The organism is Avibacterium sp. 21-595, assembly GCF_023611905.1.
Taxonomy (GTDB): Bacteria; Pseudomonadota; Gammaproteobacteria; order Enterobacterales; family Pasteurellaceae; genus Avibacterium.
On the sequence record NZ_CP091455.1, the window covers coordinates 77,913 to 100,055 of the forward strand.

At 39.4% G+C, this 22,143-nt stretch carries 20 protein-coding genes; 10 read left to right on the forward strand and 10 right to left on the reverse strand.

All coding sequences use genetic code 11. The features are described from left to right. Positions 1–173: 173 nt before the first annotated feature. Both ilvY and rarD read left to right on the forward strand, forming a co-directional pair. Positions 174–1,052, forward strand: coding sequence for an HTH-type transcriptional activator IlvY (gene ilvY, locus L4F92_RS00285; RefSeq protein WP_250351211.1), 879 nt, complete (start codon positions 174–176; stop codon positions 1,050–1,052). Positions 1,053–1,088: 36 nt separating this feature from the next. Continuing rightward, entirely contained in the window at positions 1,089–1,973 is an 885-nt protein-coding gene (gene rarD, locus L4F92_RS00290; protein ID WP_250351212.1) for an EamA family transporter RarD, read from the forward strand. A gap of 169 nt (positions 1,974–2,142) precedes the next feature. On the opposite strand, the gene L4F92_RS00295 is transcribed toward rarD, so the two are convergent. After that, entirely contained in the window at positions 2,143–4,053 is a 1,911-nt protein-coding gene (locus tag L4F92_RS00295) for an ABC transporter ATP-binding protein (RefSeq protein ID WP_250363788.1), read from the reverse strand. Positions 4,054–4,241: 188 nt separating this feature from the next. On the opposite strand from L4F92_RS00295, the gene L4F92_RS00300 reads away from it, so the two are divergent. Genes L4F92_RS00300 through L4F92_RS00310 form a run of 3 tightly spaced genes read left to right on the forward strand, consistent with a single transcriptional unit; the run spans position 4,242 to position 7,668 of the window. Beyond that, entirely contained in the window at positions 4,242–4,496 is a 255-nt protein-coding gene (locus L4F92_RS00300; RefSeq protein WP_250363789.1) for an oxaloacetate decarboxylase subunit gamma, read from the forward strand. Between the two features lie 24 nt (positions 4,497–4,520). Further along, on the forward strand, positions 4,521–6,350 hold the full coding sequence (gene oadA / locus L4F92_RS00305; RefSeq protein WP_250363790.1) for a sodium-extruding oxaloacetate decarboxylase subunit alpha: 1,830 nt from the start codon (positions 4,521–4,523) through the stop codon (positions 6,348–6,350). 13 nt (positions 6,351–6,363) lie between these two features. Beyond that, a complete protein-coding gene (locus L4F92_RS00310; protein WP_250363791.1) occupies positions 6,364–7,668 on the forward strand; it encodes a sodium ion-translocating decarboxylase subunit beta in 1,305 nt (434 codons plus the stop codon). Between the two features lie 29 nt (positions 7,669–7,697). Here the strand turns inward: L4F92_RS00310 and L4F92_RS00315 are convergent, their stop codons facing one another. The 3 genes from L4F92_RS00315 to lptM form a co-directional block, all read right to left on the reverse strand. After that, the gene (locus tag L4F92_RS00315; RefSeq protein WP_250363792.1) at positions 7,698–8,126 is read right to left on the reverse strand and encodes a hypothetical protein; all 429 of its coding nucleotides are present in this window, start codon (positions 8,124–8,126) and stop codon (positions 7,698–7,700) included. A gap of 154 nt (positions 8,127–8,280) precedes the next feature. Continuing rightward, positions 8,281–9,531 carry a diaminopimelate decarboxylase gene (lysA, locus tag L4F92_RS00320; RefSeq protein ID WP_250363793.1) on the reverse strand — a complete coding sequence of 417 codons (1,251 nt, stop codon included), beginning with the start codon at positions 9,529–9,531 and terminating at the stop codon, positions 8,281–8,283. An 18-nt stretch (positions 9,532–9,549) separates the two neighbouring features. Continuing rightward, positions 9,550–9,666, reverse strand: a complete 117-nt coding sequence (gene lptM / locus L4F92_RS00325) for an LPS translocon maturation chaperone LptM (RefSeq protein ID WP_250363794.1) — start codon at positions 9,664–9,666, stop codon at positions 9,550–9,552. Between the two features lie 149 nt (positions 9,667–9,815). Here lptM and cyaY point away from each other — a divergent pair, with 149 nt between their 5' ends. The 4 genes from cyaY to L4F92_RS00345 all read left to right on the forward strand — a co-directional run bounded on the left by cyaY (position 9,816) and on the right by L4F92_RS00345 (position 14,964). Beyond that, positions 9,816–10,124, forward strand: a complete 309-nt coding sequence (cyaY, locus tag L4F92_RS00330) for an iron donor protein CyaY (protein ID WP_250363795.1) — start codon at positions 9,816–9,818, stop codon at positions 10,122–10,124. 61 nt (positions 10,125–10,185) lie between these two features. Further along, positions 10,186–12,030 carry a DNA helicase RecQ gene (recQ, locus tag L4F92_RS00335; RefSeq protein WP_250363796.1) on the forward strand — a complete coding sequence of 615 codons (1,845 nt, stop codon included), beginning with the start codon at positions 10,186–10,188 and terminating at the stop codon, positions 12,028–12,030. A gap of 991 nt (positions 12,031–13,021) precedes the next feature. Then, complete coding sequence (locus L4F92_RS00340) at positions 13,022–14,200, forward strand: ATP-grasp domain-containing protein (protein WP_250363797.1); 1,179 nt, start codon at positions 13,022–13,024, stop codon at positions 14,198–14,200. Between the two features lie 8 nt (positions 14,201–14,208). After that, positions 14,209–14,964: an esterase family protein gene (locus L4F92_RS00345; protein WP_250363798.1), complete on the forward strand. Its 756-nt coding sequence runs from the start codon at positions 14,209–14,211 to the stop codon at positions 14,962–14,964. A 40-nt stretch (positions 14,965–15,004) separates the two neighbouring features. Here the strand turns inward: L4F92_RS00345 and L4F92_RS00350 are convergent, their stop codons facing one another. Both L4F92_RS00350 and gpt read right to left on the reverse strand, forming a co-directional pair. Then, positions 15,005–15,829 (reverse strand): alpha/beta hydrolase, encoded by an 825-nt coding sequence (locus L4F92_RS00350; RefSeq protein WP_250363799.1) that lies wholly within the window; start codon positions 15,827–15,829, stop codon positions 15,005–15,007. A gap of 48 nt (positions 15,830–15,877) precedes the next feature. After that, positions 15,878–16,342 (reverse strand): xanthine phosphoribosyltransferase, encoded by a 465-nt coding sequence (gene gpt / locus L4F92_RS00355; protein WP_250363800.1) that lies wholly within the window; start codon positions 16,340–16,342, stop codon positions 15,878–15,880. Positions 16,343–16,459: 117 nt separating this feature from the next. Here gpt and L4F92_RS00360 point away from each other — a divergent pair, with 117 nt between their 5' ends. Beyond that, positions 16,460–17,914: an aminoacyl-histidine dipeptidase gene (locus L4F92_RS00360; RefSeq protein ID WP_250363801.1), complete on the forward strand. Its 1,455-nt coding sequence runs from the start codon at positions 16,460–16,462 to the stop codon at positions 17,912–17,914. 64 nt (positions 17,915–17,978) lie between these two features. On the opposite strand, the gene L4F92_RS00365 is transcribed toward L4F92_RS00360, so the two are convergent. The 4 genes from L4F92_RS00365 to atpD form a co-directional block, all read right to left on the reverse strand. Next, positions 17,979–19,328 (reverse strand): MFS transporter, encoded by a 1,350-nt coding sequence (locus L4F92_RS00365; RefSeq protein WP_250363802.1) that lies wholly within the window; start codon positions 19,326–19,328, stop codon positions 17,979–17,981. Positions 19,329–19,340: 12 nt separating this feature from the next. After that, complete coding sequence (locus tag L4F92_RS00370; RefSeq protein ID WP_250363803.1) at positions 19,341–20,135, reverse strand: inositol monophosphatase family protein; 795 nt, start codon at positions 20,133–20,135, stop codon at positions 19,341–19,343. Positions 20,136–20,297: 162 nt separating this feature from the next. Then, a complete protein-coding gene (locus tag L4F92_RS00375; protein WP_250351234.1) occupies positions 20,298–20,726 on the reverse strand; it encodes a F0F1 ATP synthase subunit epsilon in 429 nt (142 codons plus the stop codon). A 38-nt stretch (positions 20,727–20,764) separates the two neighbouring features. Then, the gene (atpD, locus tag L4F92_RS00380) at positions 20,765–22,138 is read right to left on the reverse strand and encodes a F0F1 ATP synthase subunit beta (protein WP_250363804.1); all 1,374 of its coding nucleotides are present in this window, start codon (positions 22,136–22,138) and stop codon (positions 20,765–20,767) included. Positions 22,139–22,143: the final 5 nt, after the last annotated feature.

Below are 22,143 nucleotides of genomic sequence, written 5' to 3' on the forward strand. Positions count from 1 at the left end.
CCTAATAAGGATGTATAGTAATACACCGTAGAAAGTTAAGTGCGGTGATTTTTTTACAAATTTTGGTAAGTACAGATCTATATGTTTACCCACTTAAGCTTATCATTCCTATCATTAGGAAACACACAGATGAATCCTCTGCAATAAAACCTCTTTTTATCGAGAAAAACTTAATGGAATTTCAAGATCTTAAACTATTTATTGATTTAGCTGAAAATAAACATTTTGCCAAAACAGCAGAACAGCATTATATGTCGCCTTCTACCCTTTCACGGCAAATTAAACGGATTGAAGAGGCATTAGGGGAAACTTTGTTATTACGCGATAATCGTAAGGTTTCTCTCACACCCGCTGGGGAGTTGTTTTTACAATTTGCTTATCAACAATGGCAACAATGGTTATCTTTAAAACAGCAATTTCATACCAATCAGCAAGAATTACAAGGTGAATTAAGGCTATTTTGTTCGGTTACCGCCGCGTATAGCCATTTGCCCCAAATGTTAGAAAAATTTCGTTTGCGTTATCCCAAAGTAGAAATTCAGCTCACTACGGGTGATCCAGCTCAAGCATTAGAAATGATCCAGCGCCAGCAAGTGGATTTAGCTTTAGCAGGACGACCTGCGCATTTACCACAAAATGTCATGTTTCATTATATTGATGCTATCACCCTTTCCCTCATTGCGCCACGAGTTGCTTGCGCAACCACGCAATTATTGCAGCAAATGCCTATTGATTGGCAAAAAGTTCCCTTTATTTTGCCCGTAGAAGGGCCTGCTAGACAGCGAATTGATCAATGGTTTCAGCAGAAAAAAATTAAACATCCCACAATCTATGCGACAGTATCAGGACACGAAGGAATTGTCTCAATGGTAGCGCTCGGTTGTGGTGTCGCCTTATTGCCTGATGTCGTGATCGAAAATAGCCCACTTAATTCACAGGTTTCAACATTAACCATTGATACGCCAGTACAGCCTTTTGATTTAGGGCTTTGTATGCAAAAGAACCGTTTAAATTTGCCCTTAGTTCGTGCATTTTGGCAAATGTTAGAGTAAAGTGCGGTTATCATTTCATTTAAATTTAGGTGGGCTATGTTAAAAGGGATTGGCTTTTCACTTTTGGCTTCAATGCTATTTGGCTACATTTATTACTTTTCCACGTTATTACTTCCATTAAGTGGCGAAGATATTTTTGGCTATCGTGTTGTTTTTACTGCGCCTTTTGTGATTGCAGCGGTGTTTATTTTCCGCCAAAAATATATGCTGATCGCTCACTTAAAACGAATTAAACGCGAGCCTTGGTTACTACTTGTTTTCTTATTTAATGGCAGTATGATGGGGTTTCAAATGTGGCTTTTTTTGTGGGCGCCAAACAATGGAGGTGCATTGAGTGTTTCCCTTGGTTATTTGCTATTACCTCTTGTTTTAGTGGCAGCAGGGCGGATTTTCTTTAAAGAACGCATCTCCCCACTTAAATTTCTTGCCATTATCATCGCTGCAATCGGTATTGGTTTTAACATTTATAGCAAAGGAGGGCTTTCTTGGGAAAGCCTTGCAGTGTGTGGCTATGCCATTTATTTTATGATGCGAAAATGGTTTAAGCTCAATGATATTACCAGCTTCGCCATTGAAATGGTTCTGACCTTACCCGTGTGTATCTATTTTGCCGCTCAAGTAAACATTGCAGAAGTGCAGTTGGTGAATCCCCATATTTTGTCTTTATTATTTCTACTCGGCTTACTCAGTGGCATTGCCTTTAATGCTTACATTATGGCAAGCAGTCTATTGCCAATTAATGTGCTAGGACTATTAGGTTACGCCGAACCGATAATGATGCTCGCCGTTTCGTTGTTTATTGGGGAAAATATTGACGCAGAAAATTACCCGCTCTTTTTATCGTTAATGATTGGAATGGGCTTAATCATCATTGATGGATTACGAGTAATACAGCGAAAAACAACGCCTGTCAGTTACTAAATACACGCCATTTTTTGCATAAAGAAATGTGAAGTGCGGTGCAAATTTTACAGAATTTTTAGCTTCTTCTACACAGACTTATTTTAGTTGTTTATACAAAATATAAAAAATACAAGAGCGAATAATTCATTCACCCAAAAAATACTAAAAAAAGCACCGCACTTTCGTTTTAACCGCCTAATAGCGTTTCAATTTCTTCCTGCACGGTGAACCATTCAATTTCAGCCGTTTCTAACTGTTTTTTATATTCCGCCTGATCTTTTAAAAGTGCGGTAAGATTTTCTTTCATTTCTGGTTGATACAGATCGCTATTGGCAAGTTGTTGTTCTATCTCTGCAAGTTGTTGAGCAATGCTATCCATTTTGTTTTCCCATTGCGTAAGCAATTTCTTCAATGGGGCAAGTTGCTGACGGCGTTCTGCTTCTTTGCGTTTTTGTTCTTTGCGATTTTGACTGCTTTCTTTATTGCTTTCTATTTTGGCAGAAGGCTGGCTTTGGCTGTTTTGTTCGTTAAGCCATTTTTGGTAATCCGCTAAATCACCTTTAAATTCTTCTACTTGCCCATCGTGAACGAGATAAAATTCATCTACCGTATTGCGTAATAGATGGCGATCGTGAGAAACGATGACGAGCGAACCTTGATAATCTACCAATGCTTCCGTTAAGGCTTGACGCATATCTAAATCTAAATGATTCGTCGGCTCATCTAATAAAAGTAAATTTGGGCGTTGCCAAACAATCAATGCTAATACTAAGCGCGCTTTTTCCCCACCTGAAAAATTAACCACTGGCTCATTAACTTTATCACCATAGAAAGCAAAACTGCCGAGATAATCGCGCAGTTGTTGCTCTGTTTGCTGTGGGGCAAGTTTTTGTAAATGCCATAAGGCGGTTTCTTCTGCTCGAAGTGTATCTAATTGATGCTGGGCGAAATAACCTAGCTGCACGCCTTTTGCAAGCTGAATATTGCCTGAAAGTGCGGTGATTTCTGCCGCTAATAATTTGATTAAAGTGGATTTCCCCGCGCCATTTTTACCTAGCAAACCAATACGTGAACCCGGTACCAGATTTAATTTTATTTGTTTAAGAATTTCTGTAGTTTGTCCGTTATTTTCGTAACCTGCACTCACTTTTTCCATTGAAAGCAATGGGTTAGGTAATGCGAACGGTTCACGAAATTCAAAGGTAAAGGGATTATCCACATAAGCGGGGGCGATAAGCTCCATACGCGCCAAGGCTTTCATTCGGCTTTGTGCTTGTTTGGCTTTGGTGGCTTTCGCCTTAAAACGATCGATATATTTTTGTAAATGTGAAATTTTTTGTTGCTGTTGGCGATAAAGTGCGCTTTGTTGTGCTAATTTTTCCGCACGTTGTTTTTCAAAAGAGGAATAATCCCCGGTGTATTCATTAATTTTTTGATTTTCAATATGCAGAATTTTATCTACCACAGGATCAAGAAAATCGCGATCGTGAGAGATCAAAACTAGCGTACCTTGATACTGTTGTAACCAGCGCTCAAGCCAGATCACTGCATCTAAATCTAAGTGGTTGGTGGGTTCATCAAGTAACAACAGATCGGAAGGACATAGCAAGGCTTGTGCTAAATTCAGACGCATACGCCAACCACCCGAAAAAGCACTCACAGGCTGGCTAAGGGCATCTTGACTAAAGCCCAATCCATTTAACAATGCCGCCGCTCGTGCTTGGATTGTCCACGCATCAATGGTATCTAACTGTTCGTGAATGCGCGCAATCGCATTGCCGTCATTGTTTAGATTAGCTTGTTCTAGCTGTTGCTGTAACGCGACATATTGGCGATCACCTAAAATCACATAATCCAGAGCAGAAATAGCAAGCGCTGGGGTTTCTTGATTCACCCAAGAGATTGCCCAATTTGAGGGATAGCTCACCTCTCCGCCCTCTGCACTAATTTCTTTTTTGAGTAACGCGAGTAGCGAGGATTTGCCACAGCCATTTTTGCCTACCAAGCCGACTTTTTGCTTGGGATTAATGGTTGCATTGGCATTTTCTAGCAACGTAGTTTGCCCACGTTTTAACGAAAGGTTGGTAAATAAAATCATTAAATTTCGGTTTATCTCTGATCAACAAAACGGTTATTTTCCACGTTTTTATAAAAATTGCCAATTATTCCAATTTTTTATTGGAAATTTTTTAAAAACCCTTTTCAACAATGTGATCTAGTTCAATTTTTTTCAATAAAAAACAGGCTATGATACAAAATGCTGTTTTACATCTTTGAGGTATAAAAATGACAAACGCTGAACTTATGCAAGAAGGCATAAACTTGATGCTTTCGGGAATGGGGTTTGTACTGGTTTTCTTATTAATCCTAATTTTTGCGATTGGATTAATGTCGAAACTGGTAAATCGCTTTTTTCCTGAGCCTGTTCTCAGTCCACCTGCACCGATAAAAGCACAATCCACTCAAACAGATGATTTAGAAAGATTACGCCCAATTATTGTGGCGGCGATTGCACACCATCGCCGTAACCAAGGGCATTAAATTGATTACGTTGGAGAAAAGACAATGACTGTTGAAAAGAAAAAAATTGCTGTAACTGATGTTGTTTTACGTGACGCTCACCAATCTCTTTTTGCGACGCGTTTACGTCTTGAGGATATGTTACCTATCGCCGCCGAGCTTGATGAAATTGGCTACTGGTCGCTTGAAGCGTGGGGGGGCGCAACCTTTGATGCGTGTATTCGTTTTCTAGGTGAAGATCCTTGGGTACGTTTGCGTGAATTAAAAAAAGCAATGCCGAAAACACCACTACAAATGTTGTTACGTGGGCAAAATTTACTTGGCTATCGCCATTATGCTGATGATGTGGTCGATCGTTTTGTGGAACGTGCTGTCGCAAATGGAATGAGCGTATTCCGTGTCTTTGATGCAATGAATGATCCACGTAATATGAAACAAGCCTTACAAGCTGTGCGTAAAAATGGCGGACACGCACAAGGTACGCTCAGTTATACCACTAGCCCTGTGCATACTTTACAAACTTGGCTTGACACCACAGAACAATTATTAGCGATCGGCATTGATTCTCTGGTAATTAAAGATATGTCCGGCATTCTTTCTCCAATGGAAGCATATCACTTAGTCAGTGAGATAAAATCCCGCTTTGATGTCCAACTTCACCTTCACTGCCACGCCACAACGGGAATGGCAGAAATGGCATTGTTAAAAGCCATTGAAGCAGGCGTAGATGGCGTGGATACGGCCATTTCTTCAATGAGTGGAACTTATGGACATCCAGCCACAGAAGCCTTGGTCGCCACCTTAAAAGGCACACCTTATGATACGGGATTAGATATTCAAAAATTAGAGAAAATTGCTGCTTATTTCCGCGATGTTCGTAAAAAATATCATAAATTTGAGGGGCAATTAAAAGGCGTTGATAGCCGTATTTTAGTGGCACAAGTACCGGGTGGAATGCTCACGAACCTTGAAAGCCAATTAAAACAACAAAATGCCTCCGATAAATTGGATTTAGTGTTGCAAGAAATTCCAAAAGTGCGGGAAGATTTAGGCTATATTCCATTGGTTACTCCAACCTCTCAAATTGTCGGCACACAGTCAGTGATTAATGTATTAATGGGTGAACGCTATAAAACCATTGCGAAAGAAACCGCTGGGATTTTAAAAGGCGAATATGGTCGTACACCAGCGCCGGTAAATGCGGAATTACAAGCCCGTGTATTAGAGGGGGGCGCACCAATTACCGATCGCCCAGCGGATCATCTTGAGCCAGAAATGGAAAAATTGATCTCAGAAATAAAACAACAGGCGAAAGAAAAAGGCATTAAGCTCTCTGATAATGAAATTGATGATGTGCTGATCGTGGCATTATTCCCACAAGTTGGCTTGAAATTCCTCGAAAATCGAGGCAATCCTGATGCCTTTGAACCGGCACCAAGTGAAGTTCAAGCCGGTGAAAAAACATCACAAAAAACAACCGCACTTGAAAAACAACGCACTTCAGGTTCCGCAGTTTATACTGTGGAGTTAGAAGGTAAAGCCTTTGTGGTGAAAGTAAGCGAGGGTGGTGATATTAATCAAATCACGCCTGTTGTCCCACAACCTGTTCAAACTGCGCCACAGCCATCACCAGCGTCTCAACCCGCTCCGCAAACAGCCTCAGGCACTGCCGTGACCGCACCAATGGCAGGCACAATTTGGAAAGTGGTGGCAACCGAGGGGCAAAAAGTGGCAGAGGGTGATGTATTGCTTATTCTTGAAGCGATGAAAATGGAAACGGAAATCCGTGCTTCGCAAGCAGGAACAGTGCAAAACATCAGCGTGAAAGCTGGTGATTCTGTTGCTGTGGGCGATACCTTATTAACCTTAGCATAAGTGCGGGGGAAAAATGGAAAGTATTTTATCTTTACTACGAGGAATGGGCATTATGCACCTAGAATGGGGGCAGGCGGTGATGATTGGCGTCAGCCTCCTGCTCTTATGGCTTGCCATTGCCCGTAAATTTGAACCCTTGTTATTATTGCCTATTGGTTTTGGTGGACTGCTCTCTAATATTCCAGAAGCTGGATTAGCAATGACCGCGTTGGATAACTTGCTACATAATGGAACAAGCCAACAGCTTGCGATTATTGCCAGTAAATTAGGTACTATTGCCGATCCTATTGCCATTAAAGCCGCACTTAACAATACCTTACCTTCTGTACAAAATGAATTAGAAGTCATAGCAGGCGATATGGGTTATAGTGCTGGGGTGTTAGCATTATTCTATAAAGTAGCGATTGGTTATGGCGTTGCCCCCCTCATTATTTTTATGGGCGTAGGGGCAATGACGGATTTCGGCCCCCTCCTTGCTAATCCACGAACATTACTCTTAGGGGCTGCAGCCCAATTTGGGATTTTTGCCACAGTATTAGGAGCGTTAGGGTTAAACTGGCTTGGTATTATTGACTTTACCCTACCACAAGCCGCCGCAATCGGCATTATTGGCGGAGCAGACGGCCCAACCGCCATTTACCTCGCCAGCAAACTCGCCCCTGAATTATTAGGCGCAATTGCAGTTGCCGCTTATTCTTATATGGCATTAGTTCCACTTATTCAACCGCCAATAATGAAAGCCCTTACCTCACAACAAGAACGTAAAATTAGAATGGTGCAAATGCGTACGGTAAGTAATCGCGAAAAAATCTTGTTTCCAATCGTGTTATTAGTGCTTGTCGCATTACTGTTGCCTGATGCAGCACCATTATTAGGTATGTTCTGCTTTGGTAATTTAATGCGTGTGAGCGGTGTGGTTGAACGTTTAAATGATACGGCACAAAATGCCCTCATTAATATCGTAACAATCTTCTTAGGGCTTTCTGTCGGGGCAAAATTGGTCGCAGATAAATTCCTACAACCACAAACCCTTGGCATTTTATTATTAGGAATGATCGCCTTTGCTATCGGTACCGCATCTGGCGTGTTAATGGCGAAATTGATGAACCGCTTTAGCAAAAATCCAATTAACCCGCTTATTGGTGCCGCAGGCGTATCTGCCGTACCAATGGCGGCTCGTGTTGCGAACAAAATTGGTTTAGAAGCCGATCACCAAAACTTCCTGTTAATGCACGCAATGGGACCCAATGTCGCTGGTGTTATTGGCTCAGCAATTGCAGCAGGGGTAATGTTGAAATATATTTCAGCACTGATGTGATAGCAATCTAATGAACAACAAAGCCACTATTAAAAGTGGCTTTTTTCTTCTTTTTTATCTAAAGAATAATTTTTCTTCACAAAGCGAAGAATTTTAGTATAAAAGAAACTCAATATTACACCTAAAATACTAAAATAGATTAGGACTAAAAACGTATCCAAACTATATTTTTTACCCAAGAAATAGCAGAGGAAAAAAATCATTAAACAACACGCAAAATAAAACAAAAGTAAATTACGACCTTTTGCATTTAAGCCATTAAATGGATTATTCGGTTTAATGGTATTTTTATTAATATATAAGGTAGAAAAGTAAATAATAGAAAGTAAAATGATGAGCGATAAAAGTACAAACTCAAGCTCATAGCCAGACACCCAGCCTGATTTTTCAACACGCCTAACCATCATACCACCAAATCCAATTATCATCATATTTAAACATTTTAAGTGTTTTTTCATTGGGTTACCTTAATAATTATTTGAAGGAAAAATTCCGCAAAATCGCACCGCACTTTATTTTAGCAATATAAATTTTTACATTCTATTTTGAGCGATATAAAGTTTATAAAACCTAAAAAATAACCCACAAAAATGTGGGTTATTTCTATTATTTTTACGGCAACAAACTTTCCAACTGCCATAATTCAGGGAAAGTTTCGCGGCGTTTGATTAAATGTGCTTGATCGCCGTCTACTATCACTTCAATGGCTCTTGGGCGAGAGTTATAGGTTGATGCCATACTTGCACCATAAGCTCCGGCAGAACGTTGGGCAATAAGATCCCCTTGAGCAATAGCGAGTTCACGCTGTTTGCCTAAGAAATCAGAGGTTTCACAAATTGGCCCAACCACATCATAAATCTTGCTTTCGCGTGGTTGGCGACGATCCACTTCAATGATATTCATATAGGCCTGATACAACGCAGGGCGGATCATATCATTCATTCCCGTATCTACAATGGCAAAGTTGCGGCTTTCATTGCTTTTTAAATATTCCACTTTAGTCACCAAAATCCCCGCATTGGCGGTAATCGCACGGCCCGGCTCAAGGATAATTTCCAAGTTTGGATAATCCTTTAACTTGGCTAATAAGGCTTTTGCATATTCACTTGGGTGCGGCGCATTTTCGTCTTTATAGGTTACGCCCAATCCGCCACCTAAATCTAAATGTTCAAGCTTAATCCCGTCTTGTTCTAATTGTTTCATTAGTACAATCAAGCGATCAGTCGCATCAAGGAAAGGTTGAATTTCGGTGAGTTGCGAACCAATATGGCAATCCATTCCCGTAATTTTGATATGCGGTAATTGGCTCGCAATACGATATACTTCACGCGCTTCATCAACGTTCACACCGAATTTATTTTCTTTTAAGCCGGTAGAAATATAAGGGTGTGTGTGCGCGTCCACATCAGGGTTCACGCGCAAAGAAATTGGCGCAATTTTATTTAACCGCCCTGCTACGTCATTAATACGGTAAAGCTCGGCAAGGCTTTCGACATTAAAGCAACGAATGCCCACATTTAACGCACGTTCAATTTCCTGTTCAGATTTTGCTACGCCAGAAAAAACGATTTTGTTTGCTTCACCACCAGCGGCAAGCACACGTTCTAATTCCCCTTGCGATACAATATCAAAGCCCGAGCCAAGTTTTGCCATCACATTTAAAATGGCTAAATTTGGGTTAGATTTCACCGCAAAGCAAATTAAATGTGGGTGATTGCCTAAGGCATTATCAAAGGCGTGCCAATGCCGCTCAAGCGTAGCCCGTGAATAAACATAAGCCGGTGTACCAAATTGTTGTGCTATTTTACTTACCGGCACTTGCTCCGCCATCAGTTGATCATCTTGATATTGAAAAAAATCCATTAGCTTGTCCTTGAATGCTTATTGTTGTGTTTGTGAATGTTGTTGTTCAGGGAAATAAAGTGGGCCTTTCACACCACAAGCGGTGGCAGAAAGCGTAACTGCCCCTAAAGTGAGGATAAAAATTAGCTTTTTCATCTTATATTCTCTTGGTTTATCTTATAAATCTTACGCATAATAACGATATTTATAGAAAGATCTATTCTTTTTTACATCATTTTGCACTTTGTATAAATGGTAAAAACTCTCTATAATTCTGCCTTATCTATTTCGCTTATGGAAAAATTATGAACGTTACAGAATTTCATCAAAATATTGAGCAAGTTTGGCTCAAAATTGAAGAGCAATTAGAAGAGCAAGATTGTGATGTGGATTGCGACACGCAAGGTTCGGTGTTTACCATCACCTTTCCTGATCGCAGCCAAGTGGTAGTAAATAAGCAAGAGCCGTTACTTGAACTCTGGCTTGCCAGCAAAGCGGGCGGTTTCCACTTTGCTTTCAAAGAGGGACAATGGATTGCCAATGACGGCAAATTATTCTGGCAATGCTTGGAAGAAGCCTGTCGCGTAAACGGCGAGCAAGTGCATTTTGCCTAATGCCCTATTTCATCAATAAACAAAGTGCGGTGCATTTTTAACGAGTTTTTCGCAAAAAATAATGAAAAAAAACACCGCACTTCAAGTTTTGAATGAGGTCTTTGGTTACCAATCTTTCCGCAACGGACAAGAAGAAGTTATCAACGCCGCCCTTTCACACCAAGATAGCCTCGTGATTATGGCAACGGGAAACGGAAAATCCCTTTGCTATCAAATTCCTGCACTTTGCTTTTCAGGTTTAACCTTAGTCATTTCGCCACTGATTTCGTTAATGAAAGATCAAGTAGATCAACTGCTTGCCAATGGTATTGAAGTGGATTATCTCAATTCCACACAAACCTTTGAGCAACAGCAAATCGTGCAAAATAAGGCGATTTCAGGGCAACTCAAATTGCTTTATATTTCGCCCGAAAAGGCGATGACAACCAGTTTTTTTCAATTTATTTCCCATTGCCAAGTGAGCTTTATTGCCATTGATGAAGCCCATTGTATTTCCCAATGGGGACACGATTTCCGCCCTGAATACACCCAACTTGGCGGCTTAAAACGTTGCTTTCCCAATGCCCCTATAATGGCACTCACCGCCACCGCCGACAGTGCCACAAGGCAAGATATTTTGCACCACTTACAACTGGATAACCCGCATATTTATATCGGCAGTTTTGATCGCCCAAATATTCGCTACACCTTGGTGGAAAAATTTAAGCCAATGGAACAACTATGCCAATTTGTACTAGGGCACAAGGGCAAAAGCGGTATCGTTTATTGCAACAGCCGTAATAAAGTGGAACGTTTGGCGGAAAGTTTACGCAAAAAGGGCGTTTCTGCCCAAGCCTATCACGCAGGAATGGAAGCCAACCAGCGCGAACAAGTGCAACGTGCTTTTCAGCGTGATAATGTGCAAGTGGTGGTGGCAACCATTGCTTTTGGAATGGGCATTAATAAATCCAATGTGCGGTTTGTGGCGCATTTTGATTTGCCGCGTAGTATCGAGGCGTATTACCAAGAAACAGGGCGTGCAGGGCGTGATGATTTGCCAGCCGAAGCCGTATTGTTTTACGAACCCGCCGATTATGCGTGGTTACAAAAAATGCTGCTGGAAAAGCCAGAAAGCCCGCAACGCCAAATTGAACAGCATAAATTAGAAGCAATCGGTGAGTTCGCCGAAAGCCAAACCTGCCGCCGTTTAGTCTTGCTGAACTATTTTGGTGAACATCGCCAAGCGCCTTGTGGAAACTGCGATATTTGCCTTGATCCACCGAAAAAATATGATGGCTTAATTGACGCACAAAAGGTGATGTCCACCATTTATCGCGTAGGGCAAATGTTCGGCGTACATTATGTGATTGGCGTGTTGCGTGGAATGCAAAATCAAAAAATTAAAGATAACCAGCACGATCAGCTCAGCGTGTACGGCATTGGCAAAGACAAAAGCAAAGAATATTGGCAATCAGTGATCCGCCAACTGATTCATCTTGGGCTTGTGCAACAAGTGATGAATCAATTTCATTCGGTGTTACAACTGACGGAAAACGCACGCCCAATTTTGCGTGGTGAACAGCCCTTAGAGCTGGCAATGCCAAGGGTTTCTTCCATTATGACCGCACAAAGCGCACAAAAAAGTGCGGTGCAAAATTACGACAAAGATCTCTTTGCTCGCCTGCGTTTCTTGCGCAAACAAATTGCCGACAAAGAAAATATCCCCCCTTATATTGTATTTAACGATGCCACCTTGCAAGAAATGGCACAATATCAACCCACCAGTAAGCGCGAAATGCTACAAATCAACGGTGTGGGCGCAACTAAATTAGAGCGCTTCGGACAAGCATTTCTGCATATTATCCAAGAGCATAAATCACTCAGCGCAAAAAACAGCCAGCCGTTTAAATTATCTAACGAAAAATGAACGATTAATCTCGTTTTAAAATCATCTGTAATAGCTTTATATAGATAAATCCTAGCCCTCCTATGGACAAGCTAAGAAAGCTAACAGGAAAAAGATCTACTTTTTGCAATTCTTTTACATAAAGATAAAAAAAGTAAAATATTACAAGAAAAATAATGCTGACAATAAAAATGAAAACTTTTCCGTTTGCAGAAATATATTTGAACTTATCTATAAAATCTGGTGTGAAAGAACCAGTTTTTATATATAAATAAAAAAATATAATAGGGAAAATAAGATAATTGCACTACATAACAAAAACGCTAATCTAAACCCTTCAATAAATTCAGATCTTTTATAAACTTTATAAGTAGTAAGGCTAATAAATACGGTTACTATATAATTAAAAACTTTGAGATTGTTTTTTGATAACATACTTCCCCCCTAAGAAAAAAACATTCTTAAACAAAGACAAATTGACTTTTTATTAATTTCATCTAAAAATATAAAAATAGGAACACTACAAAAATAGTAAATTCCTACTTTCACATTAATAAAAAGCACAATAAAATTCCTTTTTACGCCGTACTTACTAAGCAGATTAATTTATTTTTAGAATGGCACATATTCTATTTGAGATGCAATATGTACAAAACCCTATTAATCCAAAATAAATATACCTTAACTCTCCATTCATATCCAAAATAGAATTTGCGATCCAATATAAAATAAAAAACATGGCTATAAATATAATAGAACTCTTCATAGTTGTCTCCTATCTTGATCTTGTCTTAAAGATTAATTTATAAATTGGCTGAATTTTAACTAAAATCAATATTACACTAATATGATAAAAAAATGTGATCTATATCTTATTTTTATTATCTACTATATTAAAAAAATAAAACCTAAATCATCAAACTCATTTCAATTGATATAGATTGCTTTTATCACTTGATGATTTTTTGTATAATGCAATCGTTTTCGCTATTTTCAGATTGAGAGATAATCTATGTCAAGACCACTAAACTTTGTGATGATTTCACCCCATTTTCCAACTAATTTTGAAACCTTTACCGTGCGTTTGCGTGAAAATGGTTTCAATACCTTAGGTATTGCGGATACACCCTATGATCAATTGAGTGAAAATTTACGCCGTTCACTCACTGAGTATTATCGTGTGGATAATATGGAAGATTACGATCAAGTTTATCGTGCGGTGGGCTATTTTGCGCATAAATATGGCCGTATTGATCGCATTGAATCGCACAATGAGTATTGGCTTGAGCTAGATGCTAAACTTCGCACCGATTTCAATGTGTTTGGTTATAAAAATGAAGATATGAAATCCATTAAAACCAAATCTCAAATGAAAGAAATTTTCCGTCAAGCAGGCTTAAAAGTAGCAAAAGGGCAAGTGTTTGAAAGTGATGAAGATGCCAGAAAATTAGCGGACGAATTGCATTATCCCGTGATTGTCAAACCCAATTCAGGTGTGGGCGCGAGCGATACCTATAAGATCAAAAATACGCAAGAATTGGAAAACTTCTTCCAACATAAAAATCCCAACGTGAAATACATTATGGAAGAGTTTATTGATGGCGATATTGTTACCTTTGATGGCTTAACGGATCGTGACGGCAATATTGTGTTTTATTCTAGCCTTGAATATTCTGAAGCGGTGCTGGATACCGTAGAAAAAGACGGCGATATGTTCTATTACGTTCCGCGTGAAATTTCGCCCAAATTAGTGGAACTTGGTAAGCAATGTGTAAAAGCCTTTAATGTCAAAGAGCGGTTCTTTCATTTCGAGTTTTTCCGAGTGAAAAAAACCAACGAATTATTGCCACTAGAAGTAAACTGTCGTCCACCCGGCGGCTTAACTATTGATATGTGGAATTATGCCAACGATTTTGATGTGTTTAATGAATATGCGCATATTGTGAAAGACAATCAATTTAATGCACAAATTACCCATCCTTGGAATGTGGTCTATATCTCTCGCAAGGCAAATCAGCATTATGTGCATTCCATTGCTGAAGTGTGCGAAAGATTTCCTCACAATATCATTAGCGTACAACAAGTCCCCGGTGTGTTTGCCAAAATTATGGGCGAAGAAGGGATTTTAGCGCGTACGCCAAGCCTTGAACAAATGCGTGAAATTATTCAATTTGCCCATCAAAAGCAATAGGAGGAAAAATGTTTTTTGAACGCCGTCATCATTGGAGCGGAGAGCTAGGCAGGGAAATGCCGTTTAATGTTTATGGACACAGTGGCAAGCCCGTGATTGTTTTTCCTTCATCGGGGGGAAATGAAAATGAATATGGCAACTTTGGAATGATTGAAGCTTGCCGTTCTTTCATTGAACGAGGCTTAATTAAATTTTACACGCCAGATTCTTTTGATAAGGAATCTTGGCTTGCGGATTATAAATCTGGGCAGGATATGGCGCAGGCACATAATGCTTATGATCGCTATATTATCAATGAGCTAGTACCATTAATTCGCCACGAATCTCAATGGCAAGGTGCAATGATCGCCACAGGTTGTAGTATGGGCGCATTCCACACTATTAACTTCGCTTTACGCCACCCAGATCTCTTTGACACCGCTATCGCCTTAAGTGGCGTGTATGATGCCCGTTTCTTTACAGGGGAATTTCACGGCAATGCGGAAGTCTATTTTAATTCTCCCATTGATTATTTATGGAACCAAAACGATCCGTGGTTTCTCAATCATTATCGTAAAAATCATTATATTGTGGCCGTTGGACAAGGTGCGTGGGAGGAACAACATATTGCTGACACAACCCGCTTACAACAAGCGTTCCAAGCGAAAGGTATTCCTGCTTGGTTTGATTTTTGGGGAAATGATGTGGATCACGACTGGCCTTGGTGGCGTGTGCAAATGCCTTATTTTTTAGGGAAACTAGAAGAACAAGGGTGGTTAAAATAAGTAAGACGGCGGATTAATATTCCGCCTTTTTTATTAAACCCTATTTATTCAGTAAGGAAAAATGCAAAAACTCGACAAAATGATCAGCCCAGTGCATTTCGTGATGAATTTCATTTGCCATAATACGTAATCGAATATGATCAAGTGGATGTCCTGTTCGTAACAAAGCCTGATAATAACGCAAAGTACAATCAATATAGGCCTGATTCATATTGGAAATAAATTGTGAATCCATTTCATCGCCCTCATTAGTGCCAACTTGAATAAAGACGCGACTTTCTTTTTGTAAAGGATGATGATGAATGAAATCCATAAATGCCGCTTCACTAAACCAAGAAGCAAGAGAAAATACCCCTAAATGCCCAAAAATATGCGGGTATGCAGCCCCCATATAAGCGGTAATAATCCCTCCCATTGAACTACCTGCAAGCAACGTATTTTCTGCGTTCGGTAAAGTGCGGTAGGTTTTATCAATAAATGGTTTAACTTCATTGACTACCCATTGGGCATATTCCACACCTCGTCCGCCAACATTGCGTACTTCATCGTTATTGCCTACATCAGTTCGCCAAGGGGCATATTCATTCAAACGCTCCGATCCTGCATTATCAATCCCAACAATAATCAGTTTTGGTAATTGTTGATAATGTTTGATGGTAGGAATAATTTTCCACGAATGCCCTGAATAAGATTCTTTGCTATAAAACACATTTTGCCCATCGTGTATATAAAGGACAGGGTAATGCTGCCAAGGCTCATTATGATAATCTTTTGGCAGCAATACGCGTACACGGCGGTGTTGATGGTAATAAGGCACATAAAGAAAATGCTCTTGCATTTCAAGATAATGGTTAATGACATTCATTGTTTTGACTTCTATAAAAAACGCTGGCAAATCCAGCGTTTATCAATATTATTTTCTTGCCAATGGTGGCACAAAAGTAATGCCCATATCCCAAGGTTGTTCAATCCAAGTATTTTGTGGAATATCAATCACATAATCATCAACCAGCTCTGCCCCAGCTGGTTTAGCAAAAACAGTCACAAAACGGGCGTTAGGATAAAGTTCACGGATAGCACGTGCGGTATTGCCTGTATCAACGAGATCATCCACCACAATGAAACCTTCACCGCCATTAGGCACTTGGGCGGCGTGTAAAACGTTTAATTCACCTTGTTGATTATGATCATAACTTGCAATACAAACCGTTTCTACATGACGAAGACTTAATTCGCGCGCTAACACCGCAGCAGGGAATAACCCTCCGCGACTAACTGCAATAATCCCTTTCCATTGCGATGCGGGTAACAAACGTTCTGATAATTTACGTGCGTGCATTTGGAACATATCCCAAGTCACAACATATTTTTCACTCATAACTCACCTTAACTAAAAAAAGCGGAAACCGCCCAATAAATAAAATTGCGTTAGGATAACGTGAAACCCGTTTTTATGCTATTATTTTAGTAAATTTTTTTGATTTAGGAGGCAAAAATGTCAGAAATACAACAACTTCAACCTAATTTATTATGGAAATGGTTTGATCAAATTTGTGCAATACCTCACCCATCTTATCACGAAGAAGCACTCGCCAATTTCATTGTAAATTGGGCAAAGAAAAAACACTTTTTTGTTGAGCGTGATGAAGTCGGAAATATTCTCATCCGTAAACCTGCCAGCAAAGGAATGGAAAATCGCCCATCGGTTGTGCTACAAGCACATCTTGATATGGTGCCACAAGCGAATGAAGATACCCCACACAATTTCCAAACCGATCCCATTCAACCTTATATTGATGATGAATGGGTTACTGCCAAAGGCACAACCTTAGGTGCAGATAATGGTATTGGTCTTGCTTCTGCACTTGCCGCTTTAGAAGAGGAAAACCTTGCTCACCCAGAGTTAGAAGTTTTGCTTACAATGACCGAAGAACAAGGTATGGAAGGCGCAATTGGTTTACGTCCAAATTGGCTCAAAAGCCAAATTATGATCAATACCGATACTGAAGAAAATGGTGAAATTTATATTGGTTGTGCCGGTGGGGTTAATGCTGATCTTAATATTCCGATCCAACAAATAGAAAATACTTATACGCACAGCTATCAACTCGTACTAAAAGGCTTACGCGGTGGGCATTCTGGCGTAGATATTCATACAGGGCGTGTAAATGCCATTAAAACACTAGTGCGTTTTCTTGCTCATCTACAACAACATTACCCACAAATTAATATTGCTATTAGCCAGCTTAATGGGGGCTCAGTGCGTAACGCCATTCCTCGTGAAGCATTTGTTACCTTATGTTTTGATGGTGATATAGCGCCATTACAAAGTGCGGTAGAAAATTTTGCAACATTATTAAAAACGGAATTAGCCATTGCCGAACCTCATCTCCAATTATTTTTACAACCCACAGAAAAACCACAAACAATTTTAGACCGCACGTCACAAAATAAGGTTATTAATTTATTAAACGCCCTACCAAACGGTGTAATCCGCAATAGTGATGCCGTAGAAAATGTGGTGGAAACCTCGTTAAGTTTAGGTTTAATAAAGAGTGAAAATAACCACCTTCACGCAACAATTTTAATCCGCTCATTAATTGAAAGTGGTAAACACTATGTGCAAGAAACCTTACAATCTTTAACTGAACTTTGTGATGCGGAAGTGGCATTTTCTGGTGATTACCCCGGTTGGGAACCTCAGCCAGAAAGCAAAATTTTAGCCTTAACAAGCCAAATTTATGCTGACATTTTAGGTTATAAACCTGAAATTAAAGTGATTCACGCAGGATTAGAATGTGGATTATTGAAAAAAATCTATCCAAATTTAGATGTTGTGTCTATCGGCCCAACCATCATTAACGCCCATTCTCCTGATGAGAAAGTGCATATCCCTGCCGTACAAACCTACTGGCAATTACTCACCAGAATTTTAGCTGAAGTGAAGTAATTCATTAAAACATAAGTGCGGTGGAAAATTTGGATATTTTTTACCGCACTTTTTATTTAAAAAATTAAACTAATTCTTTCGATTTTCTCGTTTGATATACAACCAAAATTGAGAAAATAATTGCGGCCATAACGGAGAGTAAATCAGCGCCAACCCAGAAATATGCGAGAGAATCGAAATCATAAATTTTATTACCAGCCGAATCAATCACCGTAGTTTTATCAATCATAAAACCTGTTAAAAATTCACCAGCCGCTGCCCCCGCATAACCAAAAACGCCCATCATTCCTAATGCAATTCCTGACGCTGATTTGTGGGAAATATCTGTTGCTAATAAACCACCTAAGAAACAAAGTTGAATACCTAAAGTAATACCAAAAACAGAAAGTGCACCAATAGCAAGCCAAGTGTTACCTGCTGGTGCAAATAAAAATGCGGCAAGAGAAAGTGCATTGAGTAAACTCACTACGACCGTCATAATATTTCGCTTACCTTGCAAGAAACGATCTGATAACCAACCTGAAACGATTGTCCCTAAAATACCAACAATACTATTCACGCTAATGATTGATGCGGCTTCTAATGTTGTATAACCTTTTCCATTTTCAAGGAAAAATACCCCCCAGCTATTTACACCATAACGACCAATATACATACAGCAAGAAGCCACTGCTAACACCCAAATAGCGGGGTTTTTAATCACATCCCATTGATGTTTTAATACTTCTTTATTGTCTAACTCTTTGGTTTGTTTATCCATTGTAATAATAGGTTTAAAGCCACAAGCAGCGGGTGAATCTTTCATAAACATTATTGCAACTAGCACGCCCAGTAATCCCATAATCCCAGCAAAACTGAAGCCAAAACGCCAACCGAAAGTGGTAATAATTGCGGCAGTAACGACGAAAGTTATTCCTTCACCAACATTATGAGCTACAGACCAAAATCCGTAGTAAGAACCTCGTTCTTTGTCATCATACCAACGTGAAAGTGCAACTACACAAGGTCCAACTCCCATTGATTGCACCCAGCCATTAAATCCCCAAATAATGGTAAGAAAAATTGCACTTGTCGTCATTCCCATTGCAAAATTACATAGTGCAGAGAAAAATAATCCTACAGAAAGGTAACGTACAATATTAGAATGATCTGCTGCGGCACTATTTACAAACTTACCAACAGCATAGGTAATAAAAATAGCAGAGCCTATCACGCCAAGTTCCGTTGGGGTCAAAATATTATTATTTACTAAGGCAGGTTTAGCAACATTGAAAGATAAACGACAAACATAATAAATAGCATAAGCAAAAGAAAATGCCCAGAAACTTTTCATTCTTGTGCTTTTAAACATTGCTTCAGTATAACCTTTAAGCGGAATAGCTGGGCTTGCTTTAAAGAAGTTTAAAATAGACATTGTATTTTTCTCCTAAAAAGTTAAGGTTCGAATAGATTCAAGTTTATTAAATATGCCTTGACAACTGGCAAGTATATAATTTCCTCTTAGTAATCCATCATTGGCTAAAAAATCATTGGTTTGGCCACCAGCTTCTTGAACTAATAAAATACCTGCAAGACAATCCCATGCATTAATATGCGGTTCAAAATATCCAATGAGTCTACCTGCGGCAACATAGGCCAAAGTTAATGCGCCTGAACCATTACGGACAAACATACCTCCTTCTTTTAGTACCTGATCGATAACCGGCACAAACATACTCGGCGGAACACGATGAGACATTCCTAACCCGACTAATCCTTCTTGTAAAGAAATCACTTTTGATGTCGATAAAGGAACCTCATTCACAAAAGCCCCTTTACCTTTTATTGTGTGAAAAAGTTCTTTATGTAATGGATCATAAATGAGTCCAATGACGATTTCCTGTTTGTAAAGCACCGCAATGGAAATACACCACGCTTGTAAACCATATAAAAAAGGACTTGTGCCATCTATGGGATCAACCACCCAACAAAAGTCCTTATCAAGTCCATTCGCTCCTGATTCCTCACCTAAAAAACCATCATTTGGAAAGTGAATTTTTAATGCTGTTTTTATCTCTTTTTCAACATTTTGATCAGCTATGCTTACTAAATCTTGCGCTTCGCCCTTTTTATGTTGAATATTAAGTTTATCTCTATTTAAGTAAAATGAGAGCGCTATTTCCCCCACATTCTTAATGAGTTCTTTTGCAAAAACATAACGCTGCTGTATATGGTTATTCATATATTCCCCCTTTTTTCACATTCAATGAAATTAGAACATATATTTCAAAATATAAAAACTTCAAACTTTTTATTTTGAGATATGTTTCACAAAATATTTTCAGGGGGGCTTTGGATAGAAAAAGAAAAACCACCCGAAGGTGGTTTTTTAAATGCGGTTAAATTAGCGTTTGTTTTTAACTAATTTTTCGGTCAGTTCGTAAGCACGGAGTTTAGCTAATTCTTTAGAAAGTTTAGCTGCAAGCAATTCATAATTAGCATCTTTTGCTGAAGAAACAATATTCTCTTCTGCCTGACGTTTTGCTGCTAAAATACGATCTGCATCAAGCTCTTTACCTCGAATTGCCACATCCGCAAGGACAGTAACGACATTTGGTTGAACTTCTAAAAAGCCACCAGAAACATAGATAACTTCTTCATTGCCATTTTCTAAGGTCAATTTGACGATACCCGGTTTAATTGCCGTTAATAATGGGGTATGGCCCGGTAAAATACCAAGCTCCCCTTCTATCCCTGTGGCTTGAATGCTTTTTACTTTACCTGTAAAAATGCTTTCTTCTGCACTTACAACCGTTAAATTTAATGTTGCCATTGTGATTCTCCTTCAAGTTTTAATCTGGCTTGAAGTGATTACATATTTTTGGCTTTTTCTAGCACTTCATCAATAGAACCAACCATATAGAACGCTTGTTCTGGAATATGGTCATATTCACCTTCTAAAATACCTTTAAAACCGCGAATGGTATCTTTTAATGATACATATTTACCCGGTGAGCCTGTGAATACTTCTGCAACGAAGAATGGTTGTGATAAGAAACGTTCAATTTTACGCGCACGTGCAACCACAAGTTTATCTTCTTCTGAAAGCTCATCCATACCTAGAATAGCAATGATATCTTTTAATTCTTTATAACGCTGTAAGATACCTTGTACGCCACGAGCTACATCATAATGTTCTTGACCAACAACGAGTGGATCTAATTGACGAGAGGTTGAATCAAGTGGATCTACCGCTGGGTAAATACCTAATGAAGCAATTTGACGACTTAATACAACGGTTGAGTCTAAGTGAGCAAAGGTTGTCGCTGGTGATGGGTCAGTCAAGTCATCAGCAGGGACATAAACAGCTTGCACAGAGGTAATAGAACCTGTTTTGGTTGAAGTAATACGCTCTTGTAATGCACCCATTTCTTCTGCAAGTGTTGGCTGGTAACCTACCGCAGATGGCATACGTCCAAGTAATGCGGATACTTCTGTCCCTGCAAGAGTATAACGATAGATATTATCTACGAAAAATAAAACATCACGTCCTTCATCACGGAATTTTTCTGCCATCGTTAAACCCGTTAATGCAACACGCAGACGGTTACCCGGTGGCTCATTCATTTGTCCATAAACAAGAGACACTTTATCTAATACGTTAGATTCTGTCATTTCGTGATAGAAGTCGTTACCTTCACGAGTACGTTCACCTACCCCTGCGAATACGGAGTAGCCAGAGTGTTCAATCGCAATATTACGGATTAATTCCATCATATTTACGGTTTTACCAACACCCGCACCACCGAATAGACCAACTTTCCCCCCTTTTGCAAATGGGCAGATTAAGTCGATAACTTTGATCCCTGTTTCGAGTAATTCCGTGCTGTTTGCTTGTTCTTCATAACTTGGGGCAGCACGGTGAATAGACCACGTTTCTTCCGCACCAATAGGGCCTTGTTCATCAATAGGTTCACCAAGTACGTTCATAATACGTCCTAGTGTTTTTGTTCCTACTGGAACAGAAATTGGTTTACCTGTGTTAGATACGGATAAACCGCGTTTTAAACCATCTGATGAACCCATTGCGATACAACGTACAATTCCACCACCTAATTGTTGTTGCACTTCAAGTACTAAGCCTGTTTCAACATTTAACGCATCATATACTTTTGGTACAGCATCTTGTGGAAATTCAACGTCAATAACCGCACCGATGATTTGTACAATTTTTCCAGTTGCCATTATCG